Raw genomic sequence first — 23,338 nt, forward strand, 5'->3', positions numbered from 1 at the left:
CTACCCGGCCCCGACTTCCCCGCACCCCTCGCCACGCAGGCTGAACCGGCTGATCCAGCCGAGGTAGCCCGGGCAGGCCGGGCGCGGACGAACCGGCCGGGAGAGCACCCTCACCCCCCTTCACCGGTGTTCTTCGCCGTCGCACCACGGCCGCCCGCTCCTCCCCCGCCTTCCGACGGGGGGACCCCGACGCCGCTGTGCGGCGGCTCCTGTTCCAGGGAGCCTGCCATGTCGATGATCAACAGCCTGCGCGCCGCCGTCCGCACCAACCGCCGCCGTTCCGCGGCCGGCGCGTACGACGCCGTCCCGGCGGGCGCCGGCTCGGCGGTCGTCGACTGCGCGGTGTACCAGCACGGCAAGCGCCACGGCGAGACCTGCAGCCCCCGCGAGGCCGCCCGCCGGATCAAGGCCGCGCACCAACTCCCGGACGGGGACGGCTCGTTCAGCTGGATCGGGCTGCACGAACCGACCGAGGCCGAGTTCGAGGGCATCGCCCAGCGCTTCGGCCTGCACCCGCTCGCGGTCGAGGACGCGGTGCACGCGCACCAGCGGCCCAAGGTCGAGCGCTACGACGACGTGCTGTTCGCCGTCTTCAAGACCATCCGCTACGTCGAGCACGACCAGCTCACCCCGACCAGCGAGGTGGTGGAGACCGGCGAATTGATGGTCTTCGCCGGGCGGGACTTCGTGATCACCGTCCGGCACGGCGGCCACGGCTCGCTACAGGAGCTGCGGCACCGGCTGGAGGCCGACGCGGACGAGTCCGGGCTGCTCGCCAAGGGCCCGTCCGCGGTGCTGCACGCGATCGCCGACCACGTCGTGGACAACTACCTGCTGGTCTCCGAGCGGCTGCAGAACGACGTGGACGAGATCGAGTACGGCGTCTTCTCGGCCAAGGGCGGGCGCAGCGCCGACGTCGGCCGGGTGTACCAACTCAAGCGCGAGGTACTGGAGTTCAAGCGAGCCGTGGTGCCGCTGCTGCGCCCGATGCAGCAGCTGTCCGAACCGCTGCAGCGCCTCGTCGACCCGGACATCCAGAAGTACTTCCGGGACGTCGCCGACCACCTGGCCCGGGTCACCGAGCAGGTGCACGGCTTCGACGAACTGCTGAACTCGCTGCTCCAGGCCAATCTGGCGCAGGTCTCGGTGGCGCAGAACGAGGACATGCGCAAGATCACCGCCTGGGCGGCGATCTTCGCCGTGCCCACCATGATCACCGGCGTGTACGGGATGAACTTCGAGTACATGCCCGAGCTGCACCACAAGTACGGCTATCCGATGGTGCTCACCGCCATCATCCTGATCTGCGTCGGGATGTACCGGGGCTTCCGCCGCAACGGCTGGCTGTAGCCGCCCGCGGCGCCCGCCGGCCGCCACGGGCGACCAGGACCAGGCCCACCAGGATCAGCACCACCGCCGGATACGCCGCCACCGGGGGCCACTGGCCGAGCCAGAGGGCGGCGATCAGGGCCGCGCCCGGGGTCTCCAGCAGGATCGCCGTGGAGGTGATCGACGGGCCGAGGGTGCGCACCACGCGGTTGCTCAGCGAGTGGCCGAGCAGCTGGGCGGCGACCATCAGCAGCACGATCTGCCACCACACCCCGGCCGGCCAGCCGGCCAGCGGCGTCCCGGCGACCAGGCAGATCGCCAGCAGGCCCGCCGCCGTGGTGGTGTAGCAGACCAGCGTGTACGCGGTGGTGCTGACGGTCCTGCGGACCTCCGCGCCCAGCAGCATGTACCCGGCGGCGGCCAGGCCCGCGCCGAGGGCGAGCGCGTCGCCGAGCAGCGCGCGCGGGGAGAGCGAGAGGTCGACGCCGGTCAGCACCAGCACGCCGGCGAAGGCCACGCCCGTGCCGAGCCAGACCATCCGGGGGGCGCGGACGCCGAGCAGGCGCATCAGCAGGATGGTCCACAGCGGGGTGGTGGTGACCAGGGCGGTCGCCGAGGCCACCGAGGTCATCCGCAGGCTGGGCATCCAGAGCGCGAAGTGCACGGCGAGCAGTGCGCCCGCCGCGATCGCGAGCAGCAGCGCCCGCCGGCCGATCCCGCGCAGTTCGGCGCGGTGGCGCAGCAGCGCGTACGGGCCGAGGACGCCGACCGACATGACGTTGCGCCAGAACGCGATCGCCAGCGCGGGCGCGGCGGTGGCGCTGATCAGCGGGCCGGACAGCGAGATGCCGGCGATGGAGACGGCGAGCAGCAGCAGGTCGGCGGTGGGGAGCGGGTGCACCGGCTCGGTGGCGGTGGCGGCTGGTGCGGGGGCGGTCGCGGGCCGGGCGGCGGGCACGGCGCTCCTCTGCTGGTCACGTGGGCTGGGGCGAGGCGGGGACCGGGCTGAACCGGGCCGGGGCCGGGCGTTCCTACGGTAAGGCCCGTGGCAAGCCGATGGAACTGTCGCCCGACGGCTGAGACAACTCGTGGACGGCGGAGGTCGTACGCTGGGCGCCATGGACCGTACGCCCGCCGCCGCGACCGCCGACGACTTCCTCGACCAGGCCCTGCTGGAGGAGGCCGCGAAGAAGTCCGGCCTCCTCTGGGTCCGCGCGGACGGCCAGGAGCAGGCCCGCCCGCTCTGGCACGCCTGGCACGACGGCGCCGTGGTGGTGGTCGGCGAGGGCAGCGAGCAGCCGCTGCACGGCCTGACCGCCGGATCCGGCGCGGTGGTGACCGTCCGCAGCAAGGACAAGGGCGGCCGGCTGACCGGCTGGAGCGCCCGGGTCTCGGAGCTGGCCCCCGGCGGCGAGGCCTGGCTGGGCGCCGTCGAGGAGCTCAAGGGCAAGCGGCTGAACGCGCCCGACACCGACACCATCACCGACCGCTGGGCCCGCGAGTGCCGGGTGCTGCGCCTGGAGCCCGCCGGTGCGCTGACCGAGCGTCCGGGCACGATGCCGGACGTCTCGCACGCCGCCCAGCCGATGCCCACCGCGGCCACCACCCGCCGCCCCGTCCCGGCCGGCCTGCCCAAACTGCTGTTCAAGCGCCGCTAAAGATTCACGCCCGGGACTCCTCGGCTGTGTACCGTGCCTCGTCGGGCCGGGCTCGCGACACGCGGGTAGCCTTGCCCGCAGGTGCGCCCCGGCGTACCCGGCACGGCATCGAACGAGTCGAGGGAGTTCATGGCAGGGCCAGGCACCCGGGTCTTCATCTCCCACCTCTCCGCCCTCGCCGTCTTCGACCCGAACGGCGACCAGGTCGGCCGGGTCCGTGACGTCGTCGTCTCGCTGCGGCTGAGCGGCCGCCCGCCGCGGGTCCTGGGCCTGGTGGTCGAGGTGGTCGGCCGGCGCCGGATCTTCCTGCCGATGACCCGGGTGACCAGCCTGGAGTCCGGCCAGGTGCTCGCCACCGGCGTGATCAACCTGCGGCGCTTCGAGCAGCGCCCGTCCGAGACCCTGGTGCTCGCCGAACTGCTGGACCGCACCGTCACCTGGTCCAAGACCGGTGAGAACGTCACCGTGCTGGACGTCGGGATGGTGCAGACCCGGATGCGCGAGTGGGAGATCAGCAAGGTCTTCGTCCAGATCGGCCGGGCCGGCCGGCTGCGCAAGGGCAAGGGCGAGCGGCTCACCCTGGACTGGCAGGACGTCACCGGCTTCACGCTGCCCGAGCAGGACCAGGGCGCCGCCAACCTGCTCGCCACCTTCGACCAGCTGCGCGCCGCCGACCTCGCCAGCGTCATGCACCACCTGTCCGCCAAGCGCCGCGCCGAGGTGGCCGCCGCGCTCGACGACGAGCGGCTCGCCGACGTCCTGGAGGAGCTGCCCGAGGACGACCAGGTCGAGATCATCGGCAAGCTCAAGGACGAACGCGCCGCCGACGTCCTGGAGGCGATGGACCCGGACGACGCCGCCGACCTGCTCTCCGAACTGCCCGCCGACGAGGCCGAGCGGCTGCTCCAGCTGATGGAGCCGGACGAGGCCGAGCCCGTCCGCCGCCTGCTGTCGTACGAGGAGAACACCGCCGGCGGTCTGATGACCACCGAGCCGGTCGTGCTGGAGCCGGACGCGACCGTGGCCGAGGCACTCGCCCGCATCCGGGTCTCCGACCACAAGCCCGCGCTCGCCGCGCAGGTGTACGTCTGCCGGCCGCCGAACGAGACCCCGACCGGCAAGTACCTGGGCACCGTGCACTTCCAGCGGCTGCTGCGCGAGCCGCCGTACGTACTGGTCGGCTCGCTGGTCGACGACGACCTGGACCCGCTGCCGCCGGACACCCCGCTGTCACTGATCACCAGCTACCTGGCGACCTACAACCTGGTGTCCGCGCCGGTCGTCGACGAGGCCGACCACCTGCTCGGCGCGGTGACCGTCGACGACGTGCTCGACCACCTGCTGCCGGAGGACTGGCGCGAGTCCGTCCTGCACGGCCACGACGACACGGACGGCACGAGGGAAGAGGTGCACGGTGGACGCTGACCGCAAGGGGCGGCGGGACGAGTCCCCCCGCCAACGCCTCCAGAGCGAACTGCGGGAACTGCGCCAGCTGCGCGAACTGCGCGGCCGGGAGGGCGGCCGGGAGCGGCGCGCCGAGATCTCCGTGGCCGGCCCGGCCCGCACCCGGCTCGACCAGCCCCGCACCGCCCGGCCCGGGCTGATCTCGCTGCCCGCCTACGACCCGGAGGCGTTCGGCAAGCTCTCCGAACGGATCGCGCGCTTCCTGGGCACCGGCCGCTTCATCGTCTGGATGACGGTGGTGATCATCATCTGGGTGGCCTGGAACACCCTGCTGCCGGAGAACGTGCGCTTCGACAGCTACCCCTTCATCTTCCTCACCCTGGTGCTGTCGCTCCAGGCCTCCTACGCGGCCCCGCTGATCCTGCTCGCGCAGAACCGCCAGGACAACCGGGACCGGGTCAACATGGAGCAGGACCGGGCCCGCAGCGACCGCAACATCGCGGACACCGAGTACCTGACCCGCGAGGTCGCGGCACTGCGGCACGGGCTCGGCGAGGTCGCCACCCGGGACTTCATCCGCTCCGAACTCCAGTCCCTGCTCAAGGAGATCGAGGAGCGCCGGGAGCCCTCCGAGACGCTGTGACCGGCGGCACGCCACCGTCGGGTTAGGGGATCCCCCGAGCGCCGTACCATCAAGGCATGGCCAACGAGACAGAGGTCGCGGCCGGCGTCACGGAGGAGTCCGTACGCCAGGCGCTGGCGACCGTCAACGACCCGGAGATCAACCGCCCGATCACCGAGATCGGCATGGTGAAATCGGTCGAGATCGCCGAGGGCGGCGTGGTGCGCGTCGCGGTCTACCTGACCGTCTCCGGCTGCCCGATGCGCGACACCATCGTCACCCGGGTCCGCGAAGCGGTCGGCCGCGTGCCCGGTGTGACCGGCGTCGAGGTCGAGCTCGACGTGATGAGCGACGAGCAGCGCAAGGAACTCTCCCAGCTGCTGCGCGGCGGCGCCCCCGAGCGGGAGATCCCGTTCGCCAAGCCGGGCACGCTGACCCGGGTCTACGCCGTCGCCTCCGGCAAGGGCGGCGTCGGCAAGTCCTCGGTCACGGTCAACCTGGCCGCCGCGATGGCCGCCGACGGCCTGAAGGTCGCCGTCGTGGACGCCGACATCTACGGCCACAGCGTGCCCCGCATGCTCGGCGTCGAGGGCCGGCCCACCCAGGTCCAGGACATGATCATGCCGCCGCAGTCGCACGGCGTGAAGGTCATCTCGATCGGCATGTTCACCCCGGGCAACGCCCCGGTGGTCTGGCGCGGCCCGATGCTGCACCGCGCGCTCCAGCAGTTCCTCGCCGACGTCTACTGGGGCGACCTGGACGTCCTGCTGCTGGACCTGCCGCCCGGCACCGGCGACATCGCGATCTCGGTGGCCCAGCTGGTCCCCAACGCGGAGATCCTGATCGTCACCACCCCGCAGATGGCCGCCGCCGAGGTGGCCGAGCGGGCCGGCACCATCGCGGTGCAGACCCACCAGAAGATCGTCGGCGTGATCGAGAACATGTCCGGCATGCCGTGCCCGCACTGCGACGAGATGATCGACGTCTTCGGCACCGGCGGCGGCCAGACCGTCGCGGACGCGCTCACCCGCACCGTCGGCGCGACCGTCCCGGTGCTCGGCTCGATCCCGATCGACGTGCGCCTGCGCGAGGGCGGCGACGACGGCCGCCCGGTCGTGCTCGCCGCCCCCGACTCCCCGGCCGGCGTCGCCCTGCGCGCCGTCGCCGGCAAGCTCGGCGGCCGCCAGCGCGGCCTCTCCGGGCTCTCCCTCGGGCTGACCCCGAAGAACAAGTTCTGATGACGCGTCGCCGAAGGGGCCGGGTGGTTCGACCACCCGGCCCCTTCGGCGTACTCGGCGTCGTCGCGCCCTACGGGCGGGTGTAGGCGGTCAGGTCGGGGGCGGTGGCGAAGCCGGCTCCGTAGGCGCTGACGCCGCGGCCGTAGGCGCCGAGCAGGACGCCCGGGGCCTCGCCGGCGAGCACCCAGCCGTACTCGGACTCGCGGTAGCGGAAGGGCTGCGGCAGGCCGTTCACCGGGAGGCTGAGGGTGGACCAGCCGGGGCCGGCCAGGTCGTCGGCGAGGTCCCACGCGAGGGTGCTCTGCTGGTCCAGCCAGTCCTGGCGCAGCGCGCGGTCGAGCTGGCCGGGCCAGGTCGAGGCGAGCAGGCCCGAGCCGGCCAGCCAGGCGGCGGAGGAGGCGGAGGTCGCCTCCAGGGTGCCGGTGTTGTCGGCGCTGCGGCGGCTGTCCCGGCGGGCCACCGTGACCACGACCGCGAACCTGCGCATGTCGCGCGGCTCGTACTGCCTGGCCGGCTCCTCGCCGTGGCCGAGGCTGCCGTAGTCGACGCTGCCGGGCGCCCCGGCCCGGAGGCCTCCGGCGCCGGCCTGCATCAGGTAGCGGCGGCCGGTCCAGCCGTCGTCCAGGCCGTACCAGGGGAAGTCGGCGGACAGGTAGGGCACCAGCGGGTCCGCCGGGCCGGCCTGCCCGCCGACCACCGGGCCGCCGGCCGTGGCCGTCGTCCCCACCGCCTGACTCGTCGCGTCCATCCCCGGGCCTCCTCAAACACACGTTTGCCTGCCGTGGCGCGCTCCCATCGTGGCGTACCGCGGCGTTCCCGGGAGCCGTTCCTGGTCCGCGACAGCGCGGAATGTGACGGACGGCTCAGCGGGAACAATCAGCACAATAGCGGCGCACACGCCGCCGCCCCGCTCAGCCGGGCGGCCGGGCGGGGCGGTGGCGTGGTCGTACGGGGTGTGACCGGGGGCCGGTCAGGTCGCGTCGGGGTCGAACGGGGGCCGCTCGCCGGGCTGCAACGGCGCCCCGGTGGAGGCCGCCACCGGGGCGGCGGCCTTCTCGAAGCTGACGCTGCCGCTGCGGCCGTTCACCGGCGCCGCCGGCTTGTCGTCCAGGACCGAGCGGATGTCGAGCGAGTCCTTCATCTCCTTGAGGCCCAGCGGGTCCTCTTCGCCGCCCATGAGCTGCTTGCGGACGAAGGTCTTGGGGTTCAGGTCCTCGAACTCGAAGTCCTTGAACTCGGGGCCCAGCTCGCTGCGGATGTCCTCCTTCGCGTTGTCGGCGAAGGAACGGACCTTCCGGATGAAGCCCATGGTGTCCTGGATCAGCTTCGGCAGCTTGTCGGGGCCGAAGATGACGATCGCCATCACGGCCAGGGTCAGGATCTCCAGCCCGCCTACATCGCTGAACACCTAAGCTCCCTAGCTCGTCGGACGACGGTCCCTACAGGGTAATGGCCATCGGCGGGTCCATGGTCCACGCTGCGATGAAGCCGTGGTAAAGACCTGCCGATGGCCGAGATCGTCGCGACCGGGGCGCGAGCGGCGCTCTAGGTGCGGACAGGGCCTAGCGGGTCTGCTGGCGCAGTGCGGGCAGGCCGCCCGAGTTGCGCTCCGAGGCCGGCGGCGGCGTCGCGTCGCGGGTCGCGGCGACGGGGTGGGCCGGGAAGTCCACCGGGATCTGCGCGGTCATCGGGACCAGGCCCCCGCTGCGGCCCGTGCCGCCGCTGTTGCCGACCGTGCTGACCGGGTTGCCGTGCTGGTCCTCGCTCTGCGCGCTGAGGCCGCCGACCCCGCCGAGCGTGACCGCGGCGACCGAGAAGGCGCCCGCGGCGGCGAAGACGAAGCGGCGCCCGCGCGGCGCGGCGGAGCGTACGGCGGCGGCCGGGCGGGGCCGGACGGTGCTCTCGGGGCGGGCCGCGGCCTCGGGGCGGCCGTTGCGCCGGCCCATCAGGGGCCGCAGCACCGCGCCGCCGCGCCCGAACGCCCGCGGGTCGACCCCGGGCACCGGGGTGTCGGCGCCGAGCGCGCCCGCGCCGAAGGAGGCGCCTGCGCCGCGGCCGAAGGAGCCGCCGGTGAGCCGGCTGCCGCCGAGCGTGCCGCCGGCCGCGACCCCGCCGCCGGGCAGGTCGTCGTCGTCACCGCGGCTGCCGCGGCGGACGGGCCAGTCGGCGTCCGCCGGATCGTCCTCGGGCAGGCCGCCGACGGCCATCAGCCGGGCCATCAGGCCGGAGGAGGGGCCGGGGGTGCCGGTGCGGGTCAGCAGGTGCTTGACGGCCCGGCCCGCGTCGACCTCGGCGAGGCACTGCGGGCAGGTCGCCAGGTGGGCCTGGACGCGATCGCGCGAGTCGTGGCCGAGTTCGCCGTCCAGGAACGCGGAGAGGCGCTCACCGAGGTGGTGCTCCTCGGCGGCCGGCTCGGCGGGGCGCACCGGCACCGCGCGCAGCGCCGTCTCGCCCGGCAGCGGCAGCGCGGGCAGGACGGGCTCGCCCGGTTCGTCGCCGCCGCGGCGGCCGGGCAGGGCCCAGCCCCGCCTGGCCGCGGACCGGCCGGACGGGTCCGGCTGGCCCGGCCCGGACCGGCCGGTTCCGCTCACGATCGCCTCCGTCCGCGCGCACCCGGCGCGAGCGCGCCCTCGACGGCGGCGCCGACCGGCACCGGCTCCTCCGAGCCGCCGCGGCGCTCGCGCCCGGGGGCCGAGCCGGGGGCACGGTGCTTGAGCGCGGCGCGCAGGTGCGAGCGGCCGCGGTGGATGCGGCTGCGGACGGTGCCGAGCTTGACGCCCAGCGTGGCGGCGATCTCCTCGTAGGACAGTCCCTCGATGTCGCAGAGCACCACGGCGGCGCGGAACTCCGGGGCGAGGGTGTCCAGGGCGTGCTGCACGTCGGCGTCGAAGTGGGTGTCGCTGAAGTGCTGGGCCGGGCTGGGCTCGCGGGAGGCGAGCCGCTCGGCCGCGTCCTCGCCGAGCGCGTCGAAGCGGATGCGCTGGCGGCGGCGGACCATGTCCAGGAACAGGTTGGTGGTGATCCGGTGCAGCCAGCCCTCGAACGTGCCGGGGGTGTAGGTGGACAGCGAACGGAACACCCGGACGAAGACCTCCTGGGTGAGGTCCTCGGCGTCGTGCTGGTTGCCCGTCAGGCGGTACGCGAGGCGGTAGACCCGGGCGCTGTGCGCCTCGACGATCTCCTCCCAGGAGGGTGGAGTCCAGGTCTGCGCGTCGGGGCCCTCGGTGAAGGTCGCGAGGGCGGGGGCCTCGGTGGTACCGGCGGCCGGCGTCGCGGCGGCGGGCTGGTCCAGGTCGGAGTGCGCAGGCTGGTTCATCACGGGCTTCGGCGTACGGGCCGACGCGGTGCCGCGGGAGTGCCGCCGCACGGGGACGTCGCCCTCGGCCACACCTCCTCGGTCGGCTCTTCTGCCCAGCAGGGCCACCACCATATCCACCTCACCCGTCAAGCCCGGATAAAAGTGCCCGGGAGGTCTCCCGTACCCGGTCCTTCGTGACAACGGCCCGCCGCCGTACGCGGTTCCCGGTCGGCCAGTAATCTGTGCCAGGAAATATCGACTTCCCTCGGCACCGGGCCGTAACCCGGGGCTCCGAAAGAGGCAGCCATCAGCGAGTTCGGGCCCGCGCGTGTGGCCCTCGCCGACACCTACGTCGGCGAGGACGCGGTGCTGACCTACGCCCGGGCGCAGTCCGCGCGCACCGGGATACGGGCGATCGGGCCCAGCGGCGGGGCGTGCCTGCGGCTGCTGGCCGCGGCACTGGACGCCAAGGCGGTGGCCGAGATCGGCACCGGGACGGGCGTCTCCGGGGTCTACCTGCTGCGCGGCATGCGGCCGGACGGCGTGCTCACCACGGTGGACTCCGAGCCGGTGCGCCAGCAGCTGGCCCGCGAGGCGTACCACGCGGCCGGATTCGCGGCCAACCGCTCGCGGTTCATACCGGGCCGGGCGCTGGAGGTGCTGCCCCGGCTCGCCGACGGCCAGTACGACCTGGTGTTCTGCGACGGCGACCCGGCCGAGTCCAGGGAGTACCTGCTGGAGGCGATGCGGCTGCTACGGCCGGGCGGGATGGTCTGCTTCGAGGGGGTGTTCCAGGAGGGCCGGCTGGCCGAGCCGGAGCTGCAGGACCCCCAGACGGGCGCGGTGCGCGACCTGGTCCGGGACGTCCGGGAGAGCGAGGCGCTGCTGCCGGCGCTGCTGCCGGTCTCGGACGGACTGCTCTGCGCCATCAAGCGGTAGGACCGTCGAGCGGCAGGGCCGTCAGGCAGCCGGACCGTCAGGCAGCGGCCCCGCCGCCCCGGACCGCGGCCTCCGGGCGGCCGGGCAGGGCCCCAAACGCCGCGGGGCCCGGGCCGACATGACGTCGTACCCGGGCCCGGCAGCACATCTCCAGGAGATGACGAGCACCCGCTGCGGTCAGCCGCAGGCCTTCTTCAGGGCCTCGCCGAGGGCGTCGGCCTCGTCAGGTGTGAGCTCCACCACAAGGCGTCCGCCGCCTTCGAGCGGAACGCGCATGATGATGCCCCGTCCCTCTTTGGTGACTTCGAGCGGGCCGTCACCCGTCCGCGGCTTCATGGCCGCCATGCTCGTTCCCCTTCCTGCAACCGCTCAGCTACGCACCGGCAGTCCGTCCACCGCCGGTATCGAACGCATTGATCGGAAGCCATTATCCCGCATGCCACGGGCTGATGACCAACATCACTCTCGGTGCAACATCGGCCGGACCGCCCCCAAGCGCCGCAATTGCCGTCATAAGCCCCGGCGTGGCGGCGGCGCGCGGGCCGTCGAAAGGTGCGATACCTCACACTCCCCACCCGGCCGTCCGCTCCGGCATCCTGGCACACGACCGACACCGAGCCGACCACAGGGAGCCCTCGCCCATGTCCGATTCCGTGCTGTACGAGCTGGACGGCGGCCTGGCCGTCATCACCATCAACCGCCCGGAGGCGATGAACGCCCTGGACGTCGCGACCAAGGTCGCGCTGCGGGACGCCGTGGCCGCCGCGGCCGCGGACCCGGCGGTGCGGGCGGTGCTGCTGACCGGGGCCGGCGAGCGCGCGTTCTGCGTCGGGCAGGACCTGAACGAGCACCTGACGGCGCTGAAGCGGGCCGAGGAGACCGGACAGAGCCCGCTGGGCACCGTCGCCGAGCACTACAACCCGCTGGTGCGGGCGCTGGCCGGGATGCGCAAGCCGACCGTCGCCGCGGTCGGCGGGGTGGCGGCCGGCGCGGGCGCCTCGCTGGCCTTCGCCTGCGACTTCCGGGTCCTCTCCGACCGGGCCGGCTTCAACACCGCCTTCGCCGGGATCGCCCTGACCGCCGACTCGGGCGCCTCCTGGACGCTGCCCCGGCTGGTCGGGCACGCCAGGGCCACCGAGCTGCTGATGCTGCCCCGGACGGTCAAGGCCGCCGAGGCGCTGGATCTGGGCCTGGCCACCAGGGTGGTGCCGGCCGGGGAGCTCGCCGCCACCGCGCGGGCCTTCGCCCGGGAGCTGGCCGCGGGCCCCACGGTGGCCTACGGCGCCATCAAGGAGTCGCTGGCGTACGGCGCCTCGCACTCGCTGGACGAACTGCTCGACAAGGAGGACGAGCTGCAGACCCTGGCCGGCGAGAGCGAGGACCACCGGATCGCGGTCCGCGCCTTCATCGCCAAGGAGAAGCCGACCTACCTGGGCCGCTAGGGCGCGCCCAGCGGCCCTCTTCGGATCACACCGGGCGCGCGGTGCGGACGTGGCAGTCCGCCAGGTGGTCGTCGACCAGGCCGCAGGCCTGCATCAGGGCGTAGGCGGTGGTCGGGCCGACGAAGCGGAAGCCCTCCTTCTTCAGGGCCTTCGCGAGCGCGGTCGACTCGGGCGTGACGGCCGGCACCTCCCCCATCGTGCGGGGGGCCGGCCGGTCCGGGGCTCCGGCGAACCGCCAGATCAGCGCGTCCAGCCCGCCGTCCAGGTCGCGGGCGACCCGGGCGTTGGCGATGGCGGCCTCGATCTTGGCCCGGTTGCGGATGATGCCGGTGTCGGCGAGCAGCCGCTCCACGTCCGCCTCGCCGAACTCGGCGACCGCGGCGATCCCGAAGCCGGCGAACGCGGACCGGAAGCCCTCCCGGCGGCGCAGGATGGTCAGCCAGGACAGCCCGGACTGGAACGCCTCCAGGCAGACCCGCTCGAACAGGGCGTCGTCGCCGTGCACCGGACGGCCCCACTCGGTGTCGTGGTAGGCCCGGTAGTCGTCGGTCGACTCGCCCCAGGCGCAGCGGCGCAGGCCGTCCGCGCCGAGCACCGCGCCCTCGGCGAGAGCGGTCACCGGTCGTTCACCGGCTTCGCGTCCTCGGGCCGCTCCTGCTCGGGCCGCTCCTTGGTGAGCGCGACGGCCGGTTCGACCACCTTCGCGAACTCCTCCAGGCCGGGCAGCGGTTCGGCGCCGGCGTCCGGGCCGTCGGTCGCCTCGACCGCGCCGCGCAGGTGGCCGGCGGCCTCCAGTTCGGCGATCCGCGAGTCGCGGTAGGCGAGTTCGGCGCCGAGGCGGTCCAGGACGTCGTCGACCTCGTCCATCCGGTAGCCGCGGACGGCCATCGGCAGCCGCAGGTCGTCCACGTCCGCCTTGCTCAGCGGACGGTCCTGCGGCAGCCGGGCGGCGATGCGGTCCTGCACCGCCTCCGGCATCGAGCCGCCCCCGCCGAGCGCCACCAGCGCGGCGCCGCCGACCACCACGGCCATGGCGACCACGATCACCCAGAACACGAGCTGTCCTCCCGAACTCCCGGCCGGCCTGCTGCGAAGTGCCCCCGACCAAACTGATCATGACAGCATGGTCCCTGTGAGGCCGGGGGCCATCATCGCACCCGCAGCAGCTGTGGAGGAGACATCGGTGGCACTGCGCCTGGGACCGCGGGAATTCGGTGACGACGAGCTGGTGATCATGGCGATCGTCAACCGGACGCCTGACTCGTTCTTCGACAGGGGGGCGACCTTCGCGGACGAGGCCGCGTTCGCCGCCGCCGACCGCGCGATGGCCGAGGGAGCGGCGATCCTGGACATCGGCGGGGTGAAGGCCGGGCCCGGTGACGAGGTCACGGTGGAGGAGGAGCTGCGGCGCACCGTGCCCTTCGTGGCCGAGCTGCGCAAGCGCCACCCGGAGGCCGTGATCAGCGTCGACACCTGGCGGCACGAGGTCGGCGAGGCGGTCTGCGAGGTGGGCGCCGACCTGCTGAACGACGCCTGGGGCGGGGTGGACCCGAAGCTCGCCGAGGTGGCCGCGCGCCACGACGTCGGGCTGGTCTGCACGCACGCGGGCGGCGCCGAGCCGCGCACCCGGCCGCACCGGATCGGCTACCAGGACGTGATGGCGGACATCCTGCGGGTGACCGTCGGGCTGGCCGAGCGGGCGGTGGGGCTGGGTGTGCGGCGGGACGCGGTGATCATCGACCCGGGGCACGACTTCGGCAAGAACACCCGGCACTCGCTGGAGGCCACCCGGCGGCTGCCGGAGATGACCGCGACCGGCTTCCCGGTGCTGGTCTCGCTGTCCAACAAGGACTTCGTCGGCGAGACACTGGACCGGCCGGTGAACGAGCGGCTGCTCGGCACCCTGGCCACCACCGCGGTCTCGGCCTGGCTGGGCGCGCAGGTCTACCGGGTCCACCAGGTCGCGGAGACCCGCCAGGTGCTGGACATGGTCGCCTCGATCCGGGGCACCCGCCCCCCGGCGGTCGCCCGCCGGGGGCTGGCGTAGGCGGCCCGGAGGGCCGGGGGCCCAGGCCTGTCCGGCCTAGATCTGGTTGGTCGGCCGGCGGGTGTCGGCGAGGATCTTCATGACCTCGTCGATCTCGTCGGTGATGTGGAACAGCTCCAGGTCGTGCGGGGCCGCCTTGCCCTGCGCGACCAGGGTGTTCTTCAGCCACTCGTAGAGGCCGCCCCAGTACGCGCTACCGAAGAGGATCACCGGGAAGCGGGTGACCTTCTTCGTCTGCACCAGGGTGAGCGCCTCGAACAGCTCGTCCAGCGTGCCGAGCCCGCCGGGCAGGACCACGAAGCCCTGGGAGTACTTCACGAACATCGTCTTGCGGACGAAGAAGTAACGGAAGTTCAGCCCGAGGTCGACGAACTCGTTGAGGCCCTGCTCGAAGGGCAGCTCGATGCCGAGGCCGACGCTGAGGCCGCCGGCCTCGGAGGCGCCGCGGTTGGCGGCCTCCATGGCACCCGGACCGCCTCCGGTGATCACCGCGTAGCCGGCCTCGGCGAGGGCCCGGCCGATGGCCACGCCGGCCTCGTACTCGGGCGAGTCGGCCGGGGTCCGGGCGGAGCCGAAGACGCTGATCGCGGGCGGGAGTTCGGCGAGGGCGCCGAAGCCCTCGACGAACTCGGAGGTGATCCGCAGCACCCGCCACGGATCGGTGTGCAGCCAGTCGGTCGGGCCGGTGGTGTCCAGCAGCCGCTGGTCCGTGGTGCTCGTGCCGACCTGGTCCCGGCGCACCAGCACCGGGCCCTTCTGCTTCTCGGGCCAGGCCTTCTTCTTCCGCGGCACGCCGACCTGCTCGGGGCCGTGTCCGTAGTGCTTCTCGTCTCCTGTGCCTGTCATGACGAAACCCTACGTCCGGTGATCCCGGTTTTCAGGCAACAGGGGAAGGTCGGTTGGGCGACCGGAAGATGGCGCTCAGCCGATGATCGGCCGGTCGGACCGGCCGATCATCGGAACGGCACCTCAGCTGGTCAGCCAGGCCCGCAGCCGCTCCTCGGTCTCCGCGATGGCGCTCAGCGAGCAGTGCTCCTCCCGCTTGTGCGCGAGGTTCGGGTCACCGGGGCCGTAGTTGACCGCCGGGACGCCCAGCGCGCTGAACCGGGCGACGTCGGTCCAGCCGAACTTGGCGCGGGCCTGGCCGCCGGTGGCCTCCAGGAAGGCCTGGGCGGCCGGCTGGGCGAGCCCGGGCAGCGCGCCCGGGGCGAAGTCGGTGACGGTCAGCTCGAAGCCGTCGAAGACCTCGCGCACGTGCTTCTCCGCCTCCGCCTCGCTGCGGTCCGGCGCGTAGCGGAAGTTGACCGTCACGACGCACTCGTCCGGGATGACGTTGCCGGCCACGCCGCCGTCGATCCGGACGGCGTTCAGGCCCTCCCGGTACTCCAGGCCGTCGATCTCCACCCGGCGCGGCCGGTAGTCCGCGAGCCGGGTGAGCACCTCGGCGGCGTGGTGGATGGCGTTGTCGCCGAGCCAGCTGCGGGCCGAGTGCGCGCGCACGCCGGTGAGCCGGATCTGCGCCCGCAGGGTGCCCTGGCAGCCGCCCTCGACGACCGCGCCGCTCGGCTCCATCAGCACCGCGAAGTCGGCGGCCAGCCAGTCCGGGCGCTCCCTGGCGAGGTGGCCGAGGCCGTTGCGGTGGGCCTCCACCTCCTCGCAGTCGTAGAACACGAAGGTGAGGTCGCGGTTGGGCTCGGGCAGGGTGGCGGCGAGCCGCAGCTGGACGGCGACGCCGGACTTCATGTCCGAGGTGCCGCAGCCGTAGAGCAGGTCCCCCTCGACGTGGGAGGGCACGTTGTCGGCGATCGGCACGGTGTCCAGGTGGCCGGCGAGCAGGACGCGCTCGGGGCGGCCGAGGGTGGTGCGGGCGACCACGTTGTTGCCGTACCGGTCCACGGTCAGGTGCGGGTAGCCGCGCAGCGCGGTCTCCACGGCGTCGGCGAGCGCCTGCTCGTCGCCGCTCACCGACGGGAAGTCGACGAGCCGGGCGGTCAGCGCGCCGCCGTCGAGGGTGAGGTCCAGGGGCGTCGGGTTCGGGCTGCTCATGGCGCCAGCCTAGTCCGCGTGGCGTGCACCCCGTGTGGCGCTTCCGTGACGCGGCGCGCGCGGGCCCGCCCCGGAGCGAGCGGACCGGCAACCGCAACCGGGTGGCGCCGCACACCCGTCCGAGTGGGTACGGTGTCGGATCAAGAAGCAAGGCGCGAGAGGGGCGACGGTGGCCAGGAGAAAGAGCGGCGAGGAGCTGGGCGAGGAGTTGGCGCCCCCCCGCCGCGGTCCACTGCGCGCGCTGTTGCTCGTGATCGTCGGCCTGCTCGGCCTCGCGCTGGTCGCGGGACTGGCCGTGGTCGGCATCTGGTGGTTCGGCTTCAAACAGGGCGAGCCCGAGGGCTGCTCGGTGAAGACCGCGGCCGGCAGCGGCACGCTGGAGCTCCCGCAGGCGGCCAACGCCGCGACGATCGCCGCGGTGGCGCGCTCGCGCGGACTGCCGGACCGGGCGACGACGATCTCGCTGGCCACCGCGATGCAGGAGTCCAAGCTGCGCAACCTCGCGGGCGGCGACCGGGACTCGATCGGCCTGTTCCAGCAGCGGCCCTCGATGGGCTGGGGCACGGCGCAGCAGATCGGGGACCCGGTCTACGCGACCAACAAGTTCCTGGACGGCCTGGTCAAGGTGCCCGGCTACACCCGGCTGCCGCTGACCGACGCGGCCCAGGCCGTGCAGAAGAGCGGCTACCCGCAGGCGTACGCCAAGCACGAGACCAAGGCGACGCTGCTCACCTCGGCGCTGGCCGGCCGGGAGCCCGGTTCGTTCTCCTGCGTGGTGCACGACTACGCCAAGCCGGATCCGGTCGACTCGCCCTCCCCCACAGCGGGCTCCACCGTCTCCCCGGCCGCCGTCCAGCCCACCGCCGCGGACCGGGCCCAGGTGCTGTCCGACCGGGTGCGCCGCGAGTTCGGCCGCACCGTGACCCCGGCCACCGGGTACGCCTCGACCATCAAGGGCGCCGAGAACGCGGTCTCGCTCACCCCGGACCCGTCCGCCGCCGCGCTGACCTCCTCGACCGACGGAACCGACGACGGAATCACCGCCGAGCGGGCGAGCGGCTGGGAGGTCGCCCACTGGGCGGTCGCCCAGGCCCAGCAGCTGGGCATCGCGACGGTCGCCTACGACGGGAAGATCTGGCGCAAGACCAAGTCGGAGGACGGCTGGCAGCCGCAGACCTCCGGGACGTCGACCAAGCTCGTTCAGGTCACCCTCGCCACGTCCGACAAGGGCTGACGCACTGACGTTCGGGTGGCCGCCGGACGGGTGAATCCGGTCAACCCCGGTGGACCGGGAGCCCGCCGTGGCGGCCCCGCCGGAGAACCGTCACTCCCCTTGCCCGGCGCCGGGCCCACGGGGCCGTACGGACCCCGCCAGGCGCCGTCACGGCGGTCCTACGATCCGATGGTCGGTTAGACACTTTCCTGGTCCAGGCCGAAACCATCTGGCTTCTCAAGCGGTAACACCGTCAGTCCGCCCGGCGGACGTGACGGACCCAGACCCTCCGAGGAGCCCCATGTCTCACCCCCTCACGCGACGGATCGCCAGCGCCGCGCTGCTCGTGGCGGCCGGCGCGACCCCGCTGGTCGCGGCCGGCTCCGCGTCCGCCCTGGGCGGCGACGCCCTGCTGCCCAAGAGCGACCTGGCCGCGCCGCTGGGCCAGCTGACCAACACCGACACCGGTTCCACCCTCCAGCACACCACCCACCAGCTGGGCCAGGCCGCCGGCAGCACCGGCGCCGCCACCGTCGCCGCGGGCGTACCGGCCTCCGCCGACGCCGCCGGCAACATCGTCGCCCACCAGCTCCCCGAGGCGAACGAGAAGGCCAGCTCGCTGACCGCCCCGGTCGACCAGACCGCCGCCACCACCGGCCAGCTGTCCGCCGTCACCCCGAAGGTCGCCTCCGCACTGGCCGGCAAGCTCGGCGAGGCCGTCACCGGCAAGGGCGTCGGCACCCGCAGCGCCGCGGCCAGCCCGGTCGGCGGGCTCGCCCAGACCGGCGCCATCGCCAAGGGCCTGCCCGGCGCCGACAAGCTCGCCGGCGCCGTCCCCGGCACCAACGCCGTCACCGACGCGCTGCCGCTCGGCTCCGTCGCGCGCGCGCTGCCCGCCCTGCCCGGCACCGACGTCCTGGGCCTGGCCGAGCACGGCTCGGCCAACCGCCTCGGCGGCGCCGACCTCGGCCCGAACAACCCGCTGTCCGGCCTCACCGGCGCGCTCGGCCCGATCGGCGGCCTGCTGGGCGGCGTGAACGGCGGCAGCATCAGCGGCCTGCCGCTGTAACCCGCCCCGGGTACGGCGAAGGGGCCGGTGTTCCGCTCTCGGAACACCGGCCCCTTCGGCGTCGGTCAGCGGGCCGCGTTCAGCCGCTCCACGGCCGCGGCCACCCGCTCGTCGGTCGCGGTGAACGCGACCCGGACGAAGCGCTCGCCGGCCGGCCCGTAGAAGTCGCCAGGCGCCACCAGGATGCCCAGTCCGGCCAGCTCGGCCACGGTCTCCCAGCACGGGCGGTCCTGCGTCACCCACAGGTAGAGGCTCGCCTCCGAGTGCTCGACCCGGAAGCCGTACGCCTCCAGCGCCGCCCGCAGCGCCGAGCGCCGGGCCGCGTACCGCTCCCGCTGCTCCGCCACGTGCGCGTCGTCCGACAGCGCCGCGATCGTCGCCGCCTGGACCGGCGCCGGCACGATCATGCCGCCGTGCTTGCGCACCTCCAGCAGCTCCCTGACCACCACCGGGTCGCCCGCCACGAAGGAGGCGCGGTAGCCGGCCAGGTTGGAGCGCTTGGAGAGCGAGTGGACGGCCAGCAGGCCCTCGTGGCCCGCGCCGCAGACGTCCGGGTGCAGGACCGAGACCGGCTCGGCGGACCAGCCCAGCTCCAGGTAGCACTCGTCGCTGACCAGCAGCGCCCCGTGCTCCCGGGCCCAGGCGACCGCCCGGCGCAGCTCGTCCGCGCCGAGCACCCGGCCGGTCGGGTTGGACGGCGAGTTCACCCAGAGCAGGCGGACCCGCGAACCGTCCAGCTCGTCCACCGAGTCGTACTCGACCGGCTCCGCGCCGCACAGCCGCGCGCCCACCTCGTACGTCGGGTAGGCCAGCCGCGGGTAGGCGACCTGGTCGCCCGGGCCGAGGCCGAGCTGGGTCGGCAGCCAGGCCACCAGCTCCTTGGAGCCGACGGTCGGCAGCACGGCCTGCGGGCCGATCTCGGCGCCGCAGCGGCGGTGCAGCCAGCCGGCGATCGCCTCGCGCAGCTCCACCGGGCCCCACACCGTCGGGTAGCCCGGCGTGTCGGTGGCGGCGGCCAGCGCCTTCTGGATCACCTCGGGGACCGGGTCCACCGGGGTGCCCACCGAGAAGTCGCAGAGACCGCCCGGGTGGGCCAGCGCGGTCGCCTTGTACGGCTCCAGCTTGTCCCAGGGGAAGACCGGCAGGAGGTCGGACAGCCTTCCTCGGCCAGATGGGCGGCGCGCCGCCCCCGGGTGACCCGGGAACGGCGCGCGCGTGCTGTTGGTGTTCACAGCTCAGATGCCACCGATCGTCAGTGGTCGGCGTTCTGCGGCGGCAGAGCGGCGATGAAGGGGTGGTCGCGCTCGATCAGGCCCAGCTTCGAGGCGCCACCGGGCGAACCCAGATCGTCGAAGAACTCGACGTTCGCCTTGTAGTAGTCCTTCCACTCCTCCGGGGTGTCGTCCTCGTAGAAGATCGCCTCGACCGGGCAGACCGGCTCGCAAGCGCCACAGTCGACACACTCATCCGGGTGGATGTAGAGCGATCGCTCGCCCTCGTAGATGCAGTCAACCGGGCACTCTTCGATGCACGCCTTGTCCTTCACGTCGACACAAGGCTGCGCGATGACGTAGGTCACGCTGTCGTTCCTCCTCGGAAGGGCCGTGGCGGCCCGTTCTGTTCTGCTCGCGTGCGCGGTGAGCGCGGCGTCGTCGATGCCCGCCCCTAGTATCGCGGGTCGGAGACCGCAAATGCACAGGAGGTGCCCAGATGACGGCAGGCGGCCCGGCCCAGGACCGTCCGGAGGTCCGGATAGATCGCTCTGACGTGGGACGACGCGTGTCCGTCCGGCGCCTCTCGGGGTTCGTGGACGACCGGCCGGTGTTCCGGGATTCGATCGGCGTGCTCACATCGTGGGACGATCATGGACTGACGGTCGCTCCGCGGACCGGCGACCCCGTCTCCTTCCCCGAGAAGCTGCTGGTCGCGGGCAAGGTCGTGCCGCTCTTCCCGGCCCGGCGCGCACCGCTGCCCGCCGCCACGCCCGTCGAACTCCAGCGGATCGCGGCCCGCGGCTGGCCGGCCGTCGAACAGGAGCCGCTCGGCGCGTGGACGCTGCGCGCCTCGGCCGGGTTCACCCGCCGCGCCAACTCCGTCCAGGCGCTCGGTGACCCCGGACTGCCGCTGCCCGACGCGCTCACCGCCGTCCACCGCTGGTACGCGGCGCGCGGCCTTCCCGCGTACGTCGAGGTGATCACCCCGGGCTCGCCGGACGAGCTGCGGGCCGAGCTCGACCGGCTGGGAGCCCGTTACGCGCCCACCCTGGTGCGCACCGCCCCGCTGGCCGGGCTCGCCCGGGCCGGCTCCGGGCCCGAGCGGGTCCGGCTCGCCCGGACCGCCGACCCGGCCTGGCTCTCGCTCTACCGCCGGGTCGGCGAGGACGAGGCGCTGGAACGGGCCGCCCGGCAGGTGCTGCACGGCGGGCCGTCGGTCTGGTTCGCCACCGTGCCGGGCGCCCCCGGACAGCCGCCGCTGGCGATCGGACGCTGCGTCGTCGACGGGCCCTGGGCCTGCTTCGGCGCGATCGAGGTCGCGCCGTACGCCCGGCGGGCCGGGCTGGCCACGACCGTCATGGCGGTGCTCGCCGCCCGGGCCGCCGAGGAGGGGGCGACCGGTGGATACCTCCAGGTCGAGGCGGACAACACCGCGGCGATCGCGCTCTATGACGGACTCGGCTTCACGACCAGTCACACTTACCACTACGCCCTTCTCCCCCAGGGGTAGCACCGCCCGCCCGCCCGCACCGCCGCCCCGCCCGCCGCTCCTCGCCCGCCGTTTGCCCGCCCGTCGTACGAAAGCCGTCGCCGTCACCGTGACCGAGCAGAGCAGAGACCGCTTCCGGACCGCCGCCCGCGCCGAGCATCCCGACCCGGTGCTGCTCTGCCTGCTCGCCGCCGCCGAACACGGCCCGGTCCTCGACCCGGACGACCCCGGGGAACCGCCCAGCGTGGACGCCCTGCTCGCCGCCTGCGAGGCCGCCCTCGACCGGCACGCGAGCGCCGTCCGGCTCGCCGTCGCCGAACGCGCCCCCGCCGGCCCGGAGGAGACCGCCGCCCTACTCGCCGCCGTCCTCGGCGGGCGGGAACGCTTCCACGGGCGGCAGTCCGACTACCGGCGGCTCGAATCCTCGCTGCTGCCCGACGTGCTGCGGCGGCGGCGCGGACTGCCGATCATGCTGTCCCTGGTGTGGATGGCGGTCGGGCGGCGGGCCGGGCTCGCCGTCCACGGCATCGCGCTGCCCGGCCACGTCATCGTCGCCGTCGGCGGGCCGGGCGGCGGCGACGAGTACGTGCTCGCCGACCCCTTCCACGGCGGGCGGCTGCTCGACCCGGACGACGCCGAACGCCTGGTCCGCGGCGCCGGGCAGGAGTTCAGCCCCGACCTGCTCACCCCCGCCCAGCCGCTCGACCTCGTGCTGCGCGTGCTCGGCAACATCCGCGCCTGGGCCGCCGACCGCCCCGAACACGCCCGCACCCAGCTCTGGGCCACCGAACTCGCCCTCCTGCTGCCCCGCCACCCCGCCCAGCTCCGCCTCGAACGCGCCGAACTCCTCGTCCGCACCGGCGACTTCCTCGGCGGCTCGGCCGAGATGGACGCCTTCGCGCAGATCCTCGACACCTTCGACCCCGACACCGCCGCCAAGGTCCGCCAGGAGGCCCGGGCCGCCCGGCACCGGCTCAACTGACGACCGCCCGGGAACTCGCTCGGAGCCAGTCGGGGGGCGCTCAGAGCCAGCCCTTCTCCCGGGCGATCCGCACCGCCTCGGTGCGGTTGCGGGCCTCGGTCTTCTGGATCGCCATCGACAGGTAGTTGCGGACCGTCCCCTCCGACAGGTGCAGCCGTCGCGCGATGTCCGCGTTCACCGCCCCGTCCGCCGCCGCGCCCAGCACGTCCCGCTCGCGCGCCGTCAGCGGATTCGCCCCCTCCGCCAGCGCGGCCGCCGCCAGCACCGGATCGATCACCCGCTCCCCGCGCAGCACCCGCCGGATCGCCTCCGCCAGCTCCGAGGCCGGCGCGTCCTTCACCAGGAACGCGTCCGCCCCCGACTCCATCGCCCGCCGCAGGTACCCCGGCCGGCCGAAGGTCGTCGCGATCACCACCCTCGTCCCCGGCGCGTTCCGACGCAGCTCGGCGGCCGCCTCGATGCCCGTCATCCCCGGCATCTCGATGTCCAGCACGGCCACCTGCACCTCGTGCGCCAGCACCGCCGCCACCACCTCGTCCCCGCGCCCCACCTGCGCGACGACGTCGATGTCCCCCTCCAGCCCGAGCAGCGCCGCCAGCGCCTCCCGGACCATCCCCTGGTCCTCGGCGAGCAGCACGCGGATCAGGGCCCCGTTCTGAATGTCACTCATGGCCACGACCTTAGAGGGGCGCCGGAGAGGCCGCGGAAGGTATTCGCCTGGCTCGCCGAAGGCCTGCGGGCCAGACTGGCGGCATGCTGAACCTGGAACGCCTCCGCCCGGACCACGCCGACGCCCTGCTGGCCTTCGAGCGCGCCAACCGCGCCTGGTTCGCGCGGACCGTTCCGGACCGCGGTGACGCCTACTTCGCCGATTTCCCGGCCCGCCACGCCGCCCTGCTCGCCGAACAGGACTCCGGCGTCTGCCGGTTCCACGTCGTCCTCGACGCGGCCGGCGCCGTCCTCGGCCGCGTCAACCTCGTCGACATCACCGACGGCACCGCCGAACTCGGCTACCGCGTCGGCGAACACGCGACCGGCCGGGGCGTCGCCACCACCGCCGTCGCCCACCTCTGCCGGCTGGCCGCCGCGGACTACGCCCTCACGTCGCTGACCGCCGTCACCACCCTCGACAACCTCGCCTCCCAGACCGTCCTCACCCGCAACGGCTTCGCGGTCGTCGCCGAACTCACCCTCGACGACCGCCCCGCGCTCCGGTTCGGCCGCGCCCTCGCCGACGGCCGGCCGTCGGCATAGGAAACCGGCGCGGGAAGTCGGCCAGGCCCCCAAACCCCCCCCGACCCGGGGGGGGTCCCGCGCGGCGCGGCGGCGACACCGTGGGTGCCACAGG

The 23,338-nt window shown here is 73.9% G+C and carries 26 protein-coding genes; 13 read left to right on the top strand and 13 right to left on the bottom strand.

Features of this window, described 5'->3' with window-relative positions:
* Nucleotides 1-228 precede the first annotated feature (228 nt).
* Nucleotides 229-1,350, top strand: coding sequence for a magnesium/cobalt transporter CorA (corA, locus tag AB0O82_RS28290; RefSeq protein WP_363586746.1), 1,122 nt, complete (start codon nt 229-231; stop codon nt 1,348-1,350).
* Here the strand turns inward: corA and AB0O82_RS28295 are convergent.
* Complete coding sequence (locus AB0O82_RS28295; protein WP_363586764.1) at nt 1,295-2,230, bottom strand: DMT family transporter; 936 nt, start codon at nt 2,228-2,230, stop codon at nt 1,295-1,297. The genes corA and AB0O82_RS28295 overlap by 56 nt on opposite strands.
* Before the next feature lie 217 nt (nt 2,231-2,447).
* On the opposite strand from AB0O82_RS28295, the gene AB0O82_RS28300 reads away from it, so the two are divergent.
* The 4 genes from AB0O82_RS28300 (at nt 2,448) to AB0O82_RS28315 (ending at nt 6,251) form a co-directional block, all read left to right on the top strand.
* Nucleotides 2,448-2,987, top strand: coding sequence for a hypothetical protein (locus AB0O82_RS28300; RefSeq protein ID WP_363586747.1), 540 nt, complete (start codon nt 2,448-2,450; stop codon nt 2,985-2,987).
* Nucleotides 2,988-3,116: 129 nt separating this feature from the next.
* The gene (locus tag AB0O82_RS28305) at nt 3,117-4,412 is read left to right on the top strand and encodes a CBS domain-containing protein (RefSeq protein ID WP_363586748.1); all 1,296 of its coding nucleotides are present in this window, start codon (nt 3,117-3,119) and stop codon (nt 4,410-4,412) included.
* Nucleotides 4,413-4,488: 76 nt separating this feature from the next.
* Nucleotides 4,489-5,034, top strand: a complete 546-nt coding sequence (locus AB0O82_RS28310; protein ID WP_363586765.1) for a DUF1003 domain-containing protein — start codon at nt 4,489-4,491, stop codon at nt 5,032-5,034.
* A gap of 56 nt (nt 5,035-5,090) precedes the next feature.
* Nucleotides 5,091-6,251, top strand: a complete 1,161-nt coding sequence (locus AB0O82_RS28315) for an Mrp/NBP35 family ATP-binding protein (RefSeq protein ID WP_363586749.1) — start codon at nt 5,091-5,093, stop codon at nt 6,249-6,251.
* A 70-nt stretch (nt 6,252-6,321) separates the two neighbouring features.
* Here AB0O82_RS28315 and AB0O82_RS28320 read toward each other — a convergent pair whose 3' ends face one another.
* The 4 genes from AB0O82_RS28320 to sigE form a co-directional block, all read right to left on the bottom strand.
* Nucleotides 6,322-6,999, bottom strand: a complete 678-nt coding sequence (locus AB0O82_RS28320) for a hypothetical protein (protein ID WP_363586750.1) — start codon at nt 6,997-6,999, stop codon at nt 6,322-6,324.
* 222 nt (nt 7,000-7,221) lie between these two features.
* Nucleotides 7,222-7,659 carry a sec-independent translocase gene (locus AB0O82_RS28325; protein WP_363586751.1) on the bottom strand — a complete coding sequence of 146 codons (438 nt, stop codon included), beginning with the start codon at nt 7,657-7,659 and terminating at the stop codon, nt 7,222-7,224.
* 154 nt (nt 7,660-7,813) lie between these two features.
* Nucleotides 7,814-8,842 (bottom strand): zf-HC2 domain-containing protein, encoded by a 1,029-nt coding sequence (locus AB0O82_RS28330; protein WP_363586752.1) that lies wholly within the window; start codon nt 8,840-8,842, stop codon nt 7,814-7,816.
* Nucleotides 8,839-9,681, bottom strand: a complete 843-nt coding sequence (sigE, locus tag AB0O82_RS28335; RefSeq protein ID WP_350879899.1) for an RNA polymerase sigma factor SigE — start codon at nt 9,679-9,681, stop codon at nt 8,839-8,841. Before sigE ends, AB0O82_RS28330 begins: the two co-directional genes overlap by 4 nt.
* Nucleotides 9,682-9,879: 198 nt before the next feature.
* On the opposite strand from sigE, the gene AB0O82_RS28340 reads away from it, so the two are divergent.
* A complete protein-coding gene (locus AB0O82_RS28340) occupies nt 9,880-10,488 on the top strand; it encodes a class I SAM-dependent methyltransferase (RefSeq protein WP_350879900.1) in 609 nt (202 codons plus the stop codon).
* Between the two features lie 177 nt (nt 10,489-10,665).
* On the opposite strand, the gene AB0O82_RS28345 is transcribed toward AB0O82_RS28340, so the two are convergent.
* A complete protein-coding gene (locus tag AB0O82_RS28345) occupies nt 10,666-10,833 on the bottom strand; it encodes a DUF3117 domain-containing protein (protein WP_014137929.1) in 168 nt (55 codons plus the stop codon).
* A 296-nt stretch (nt 10,834-11,129) separates the two neighbouring features.
* On the opposite strand from AB0O82_RS28345, the gene AB0O82_RS28350 reads away from it, so the two are divergent.
* Entirely contained in the window at nt 11,130-11,930 is an 801-nt protein-coding gene (locus AB0O82_RS28350; RefSeq protein WP_363586753.1) for an enoyl-CoA hydratase-related protein, read from the top strand.
* Nucleotides 11,931-11,955: 25 nt separating this feature from the next.
* On the opposite strand, the gene AB0O82_RS28355 is transcribed toward AB0O82_RS28350, so the two are convergent.
* Both AB0O82_RS28355 and AB0O82_RS28360 read right to left on the bottom strand, forming a co-directional pair.
* Nucleotides 11,956-12,549 (bottom strand): DNA-3-methyladenine glycosylase I, encoded by a 594-nt coding sequence (locus AB0O82_RS28355; protein ID WP_363586754.1) that lies wholly within the window; start codon nt 12,547-12,549, stop codon nt 11,956-11,958.
* Nucleotides 12,546-12,986 carry a DivIVA domain-containing protein gene (locus AB0O82_RS28360; protein WP_363586755.1) on the bottom strand — a complete coding sequence of 147 codons (441 nt, stop codon included), beginning with the start codon at nt 12,984-12,986 and terminating at the stop codon, nt 12,546-12,548. The genes AB0O82_RS28355 and AB0O82_RS28360 overlap by 4 nt, the downstream gene beginning before the upstream one ends.
* A gap of 178 nt (nt 12,987-13,164) precedes the next feature.
* On the opposite strand from AB0O82_RS28360, the gene folP reads away from it, so the two are divergent.
* Complete coding sequence (folP, locus tag AB0O82_RS28365; RefSeq protein WP_363586766.1) at nt 13,165-13,977, top strand: dihydropteroate synthase; 813 nt, start codon at nt 13,165-13,167, stop codon at nt 13,975-13,977.
* Between the two features lie 36 nt (nt 13,978-14,013).
* On the opposite strand, the gene AB0O82_RS28370 is transcribed toward folP, so the two are convergent.
* On the bottom strand, nt 14,014-14,823 hold the full coding sequence (locus AB0O82_RS28370; RefSeq protein ID WP_363586756.1) for a TIGR00730 family Rossman fold protein: 810 nt from the start codon (nt 14,821-14,823) through the stop codon (nt 14,014-14,016).
* Between the two features lie 123 nt (nt 14,824-14,946).
* Nucleotides 14,947-16,023, bottom strand: coding sequence for a succinyl-diaminopimelate desuccinylase (dapE, locus tag AB0O82_RS28375; protein WP_363586757.1), 1,077 nt, complete (start codon nt 16,021-16,023; stop codon nt 14,947-14,949).
* 169 nt (nt 16,024-16,192) lie between these two features.
* Here dapE and AB0O82_RS28380 point away from each other — a divergent pair, with 169 nt between their 5' ends.
* Both AB0O82_RS28380 and AB0O82_RS28385 read left to right on the top strand, forming a co-directional pair.
* Nucleotides 16,193-17,257, top strand: coding sequence for a hypothetical protein (locus AB0O82_RS28380; protein WP_363586758.1), 1,065 nt, complete (start codon nt 16,193-16,195; stop codon nt 17,255-17,257).
* A 280-nt stretch (nt 17,258-17,537) separates the two neighbouring features.
* The gene (locus tag AB0O82_RS28385) at nt 17,538-18,305 is read left to right on the top strand and encodes a hypothetical protein (RefSeq protein ID WP_363586759.1); all 768 of its coding nucleotides are present in this window, start codon (nt 17,538-17,540) and stop codon (nt 18,303-18,305) included.
* 65 nt (nt 18,306-18,370) lie between these two features.
* On the opposite strand, the gene dapC is transcribed toward AB0O82_RS28385, so the two are convergent.
* A complete protein-coding gene (dapC, locus tag AB0O82_RS28390) occupies nt 18,371-19,462 on the bottom strand; it encodes a succinyldiaminopimelate transaminase (RefSeq protein WP_363586767.1) in 1,092 nt (363 codons plus the stop codon).
* Between the two features lie 95 nt (nt 19,463-19,557).
* Entirely contained in the window at nt 19,558-19,884 is a 327-nt protein-coding gene (gene fdxA, locus AB0O82_RS28395) for a ferredoxin (protein ID WP_030061559.1), read from the bottom strand.
* A gap of 131 nt (nt 19,885-20,015) precedes the next feature.
* Here fdxA and AB0O82_RS28400 point away from each other — a divergent pair, with 131 nt between their 5' ends.
* Together AB0O82_RS28400 and AB0O82_RS28405 are read left to right on the top strand one after the other, a co-directional pair.
* Entirely contained in the window at nt 20,016-21,029 is a 1,014-nt protein-coding gene (locus AB0O82_RS28400; protein ID WP_363586760.1) for a GNAT family N-acetyltransferase, read from the top strand.
* A gap of 88 nt (nt 21,030-21,117) precedes the next feature.
* On the top strand, nt 21,118-21,990 hold the full coding sequence (locus AB0O82_RS28405) for a transglutaminase-like domain-containing protein (protein ID WP_350879909.1): 873 nt from the start codon (nt 21,118-21,120) through the stop codon (nt 21,988-21,990).
* 40 nt (nt 21,991-22,030) lie between these two features.
* Here the strand turns inward: AB0O82_RS28405 and AB0O82_RS28410 are convergent, their stop codons facing one another.
* Nucleotides 22,031-22,660, bottom strand: coding sequence for a response regulator transcription factor (locus AB0O82_RS28410; RefSeq protein ID WP_063347943.1), 630 nt, complete (start codon nt 22,658-22,660; stop codon nt 22,031-22,033).
* Between the two features lie 83 nt (nt 22,661-22,743).
* Between AB0O82_RS28410 and AB0O82_RS28415 the strand changes: the two genes are divergently transcribed.
* Nucleotides 22,744-23,244, top strand: coding sequence for a GNAT family N-acetyltransferase (locus AB0O82_RS28415; RefSeq protein ID WP_363586761.1), 501 nt, complete (start codon nt 22,744-22,746; stop codon nt 23,242-23,244).
* Nucleotides 23,245-23,338: the final 94 nt, after the last annotated feature.

This window comes from Kitasatospora sp. NPDC088264, assembly GCF_040685715.1.
Classification (GTDB): Bacteria; Actinomycetota; Actinomycetes; order Streptomycetales; family Streptomycetaceae; genus Kitasatospora.

Excerpts from the sequence above, each read along its gene's own strand:
- corA (WP_363586746.1), top strand. The coding sequence starts at position 229 with ATGTCGATGATCAACAGCCTGCGCGCCGCCGTCCGCACCAACCGCCGC.
- AB0O82_RS28300 (WP_363586747.1), top strand. The coding sequence starts at position 2,448 with ATGGACCGTACGCCCGCCGCCGCGACCGCCGACGACTTCCTCGACCAG.
- AB0O82_RS28305 (WP_363586748.1), top strand. The coding sequence starts at position 3,117 with ATGGCAGGGCCAGGCACCCGGGTCTTCATCTCCCACCTCTCCGCCCTC.
- AB0O82_RS28315 (WP_363586749.1), top strand. The coding sequence starts at position 5,091 with ATGGCCAACGAGACAGAGGTCGCGGCCGGCGTCACGGAGGAGTCCGTA.
- AB0O82_RS28320 (WP_363586750.1), bottom strand. The coding sequence starts at position 6,999 with ATGGACGCGACGAGTCAGGCGGTGGGGACGACGGCCACGGCCGGCGGC.
- sigE (WP_350879899.1), bottom strand. The coding sequence starts at position 9,681 with ATGGTGGTGGCCCTGCTGGGCAGAAGAGCCGACCGAGGAGGTGTGGCC.
- AB0O82_RS28345 (WP_014137929.1), bottom strand. The coding sequence starts at position 10,833 with ATGGCGGCCATGAAGCCGCGGACGGGTGACGGCCCGCTCGAAGTCACC.
- AB0O82_RS28350 (WP_363586753.1), top strand. The coding sequence starts at position 11,130 with ATGTCCGATTCCGTGCTGTACGAGCTGGACGGCGGCCTGGCCGTCATC.
- folP (WP_363586766.1), top strand. The coding sequence starts at position 13,165 with ATGGCGATCGTCAACCGGACGCCTGACTCGTTCTTCGACAGGGGGGCG.
- AB0O82_RS28370 (WP_363586756.1), bottom strand. The coding sequence starts at position 14,823 with ATGACAGGCACAGGAGACGAGAAGCACTACGGACACGGCCCCGAGCAG.
- dapE (WP_363586757.1), bottom strand. The coding sequence starts at position 16,023 with ATGAGCAGCCCGAACCCGACGCCCCTGGACCTCACCCTCGACGGCGGC.
- AB0O82_RS28385 (WP_363586759.1), top strand. The coding sequence starts at position 17,538 with ATGTCTCACCCCCTCACGCGACGGATCGCCAGCGCCGCGCTGCTCGTG.
- AB0O82_RS28400 (WP_363586760.1), top strand. The coding sequence starts at position 20,016 with ATGACGGCAGGCGGCCCGGCCCAGGACCGTCCGGAGGTCCGGATAGAT.
- AB0O82_RS28410 (WP_063347943.1), bottom strand. The coding sequence starts at position 22,660 with ATGAGTGACATTCAGAACGGGGCCCTGATCCGCGTGCTGCTCGCCGAG.
- AB0O82_RS28415 (WP_363586761.1), top strand. The coding sequence starts at position 22,744 with ATGCTGAACCTGGAACGCCTCCGCCCGGACCACGCCGACGCCCTGCTG.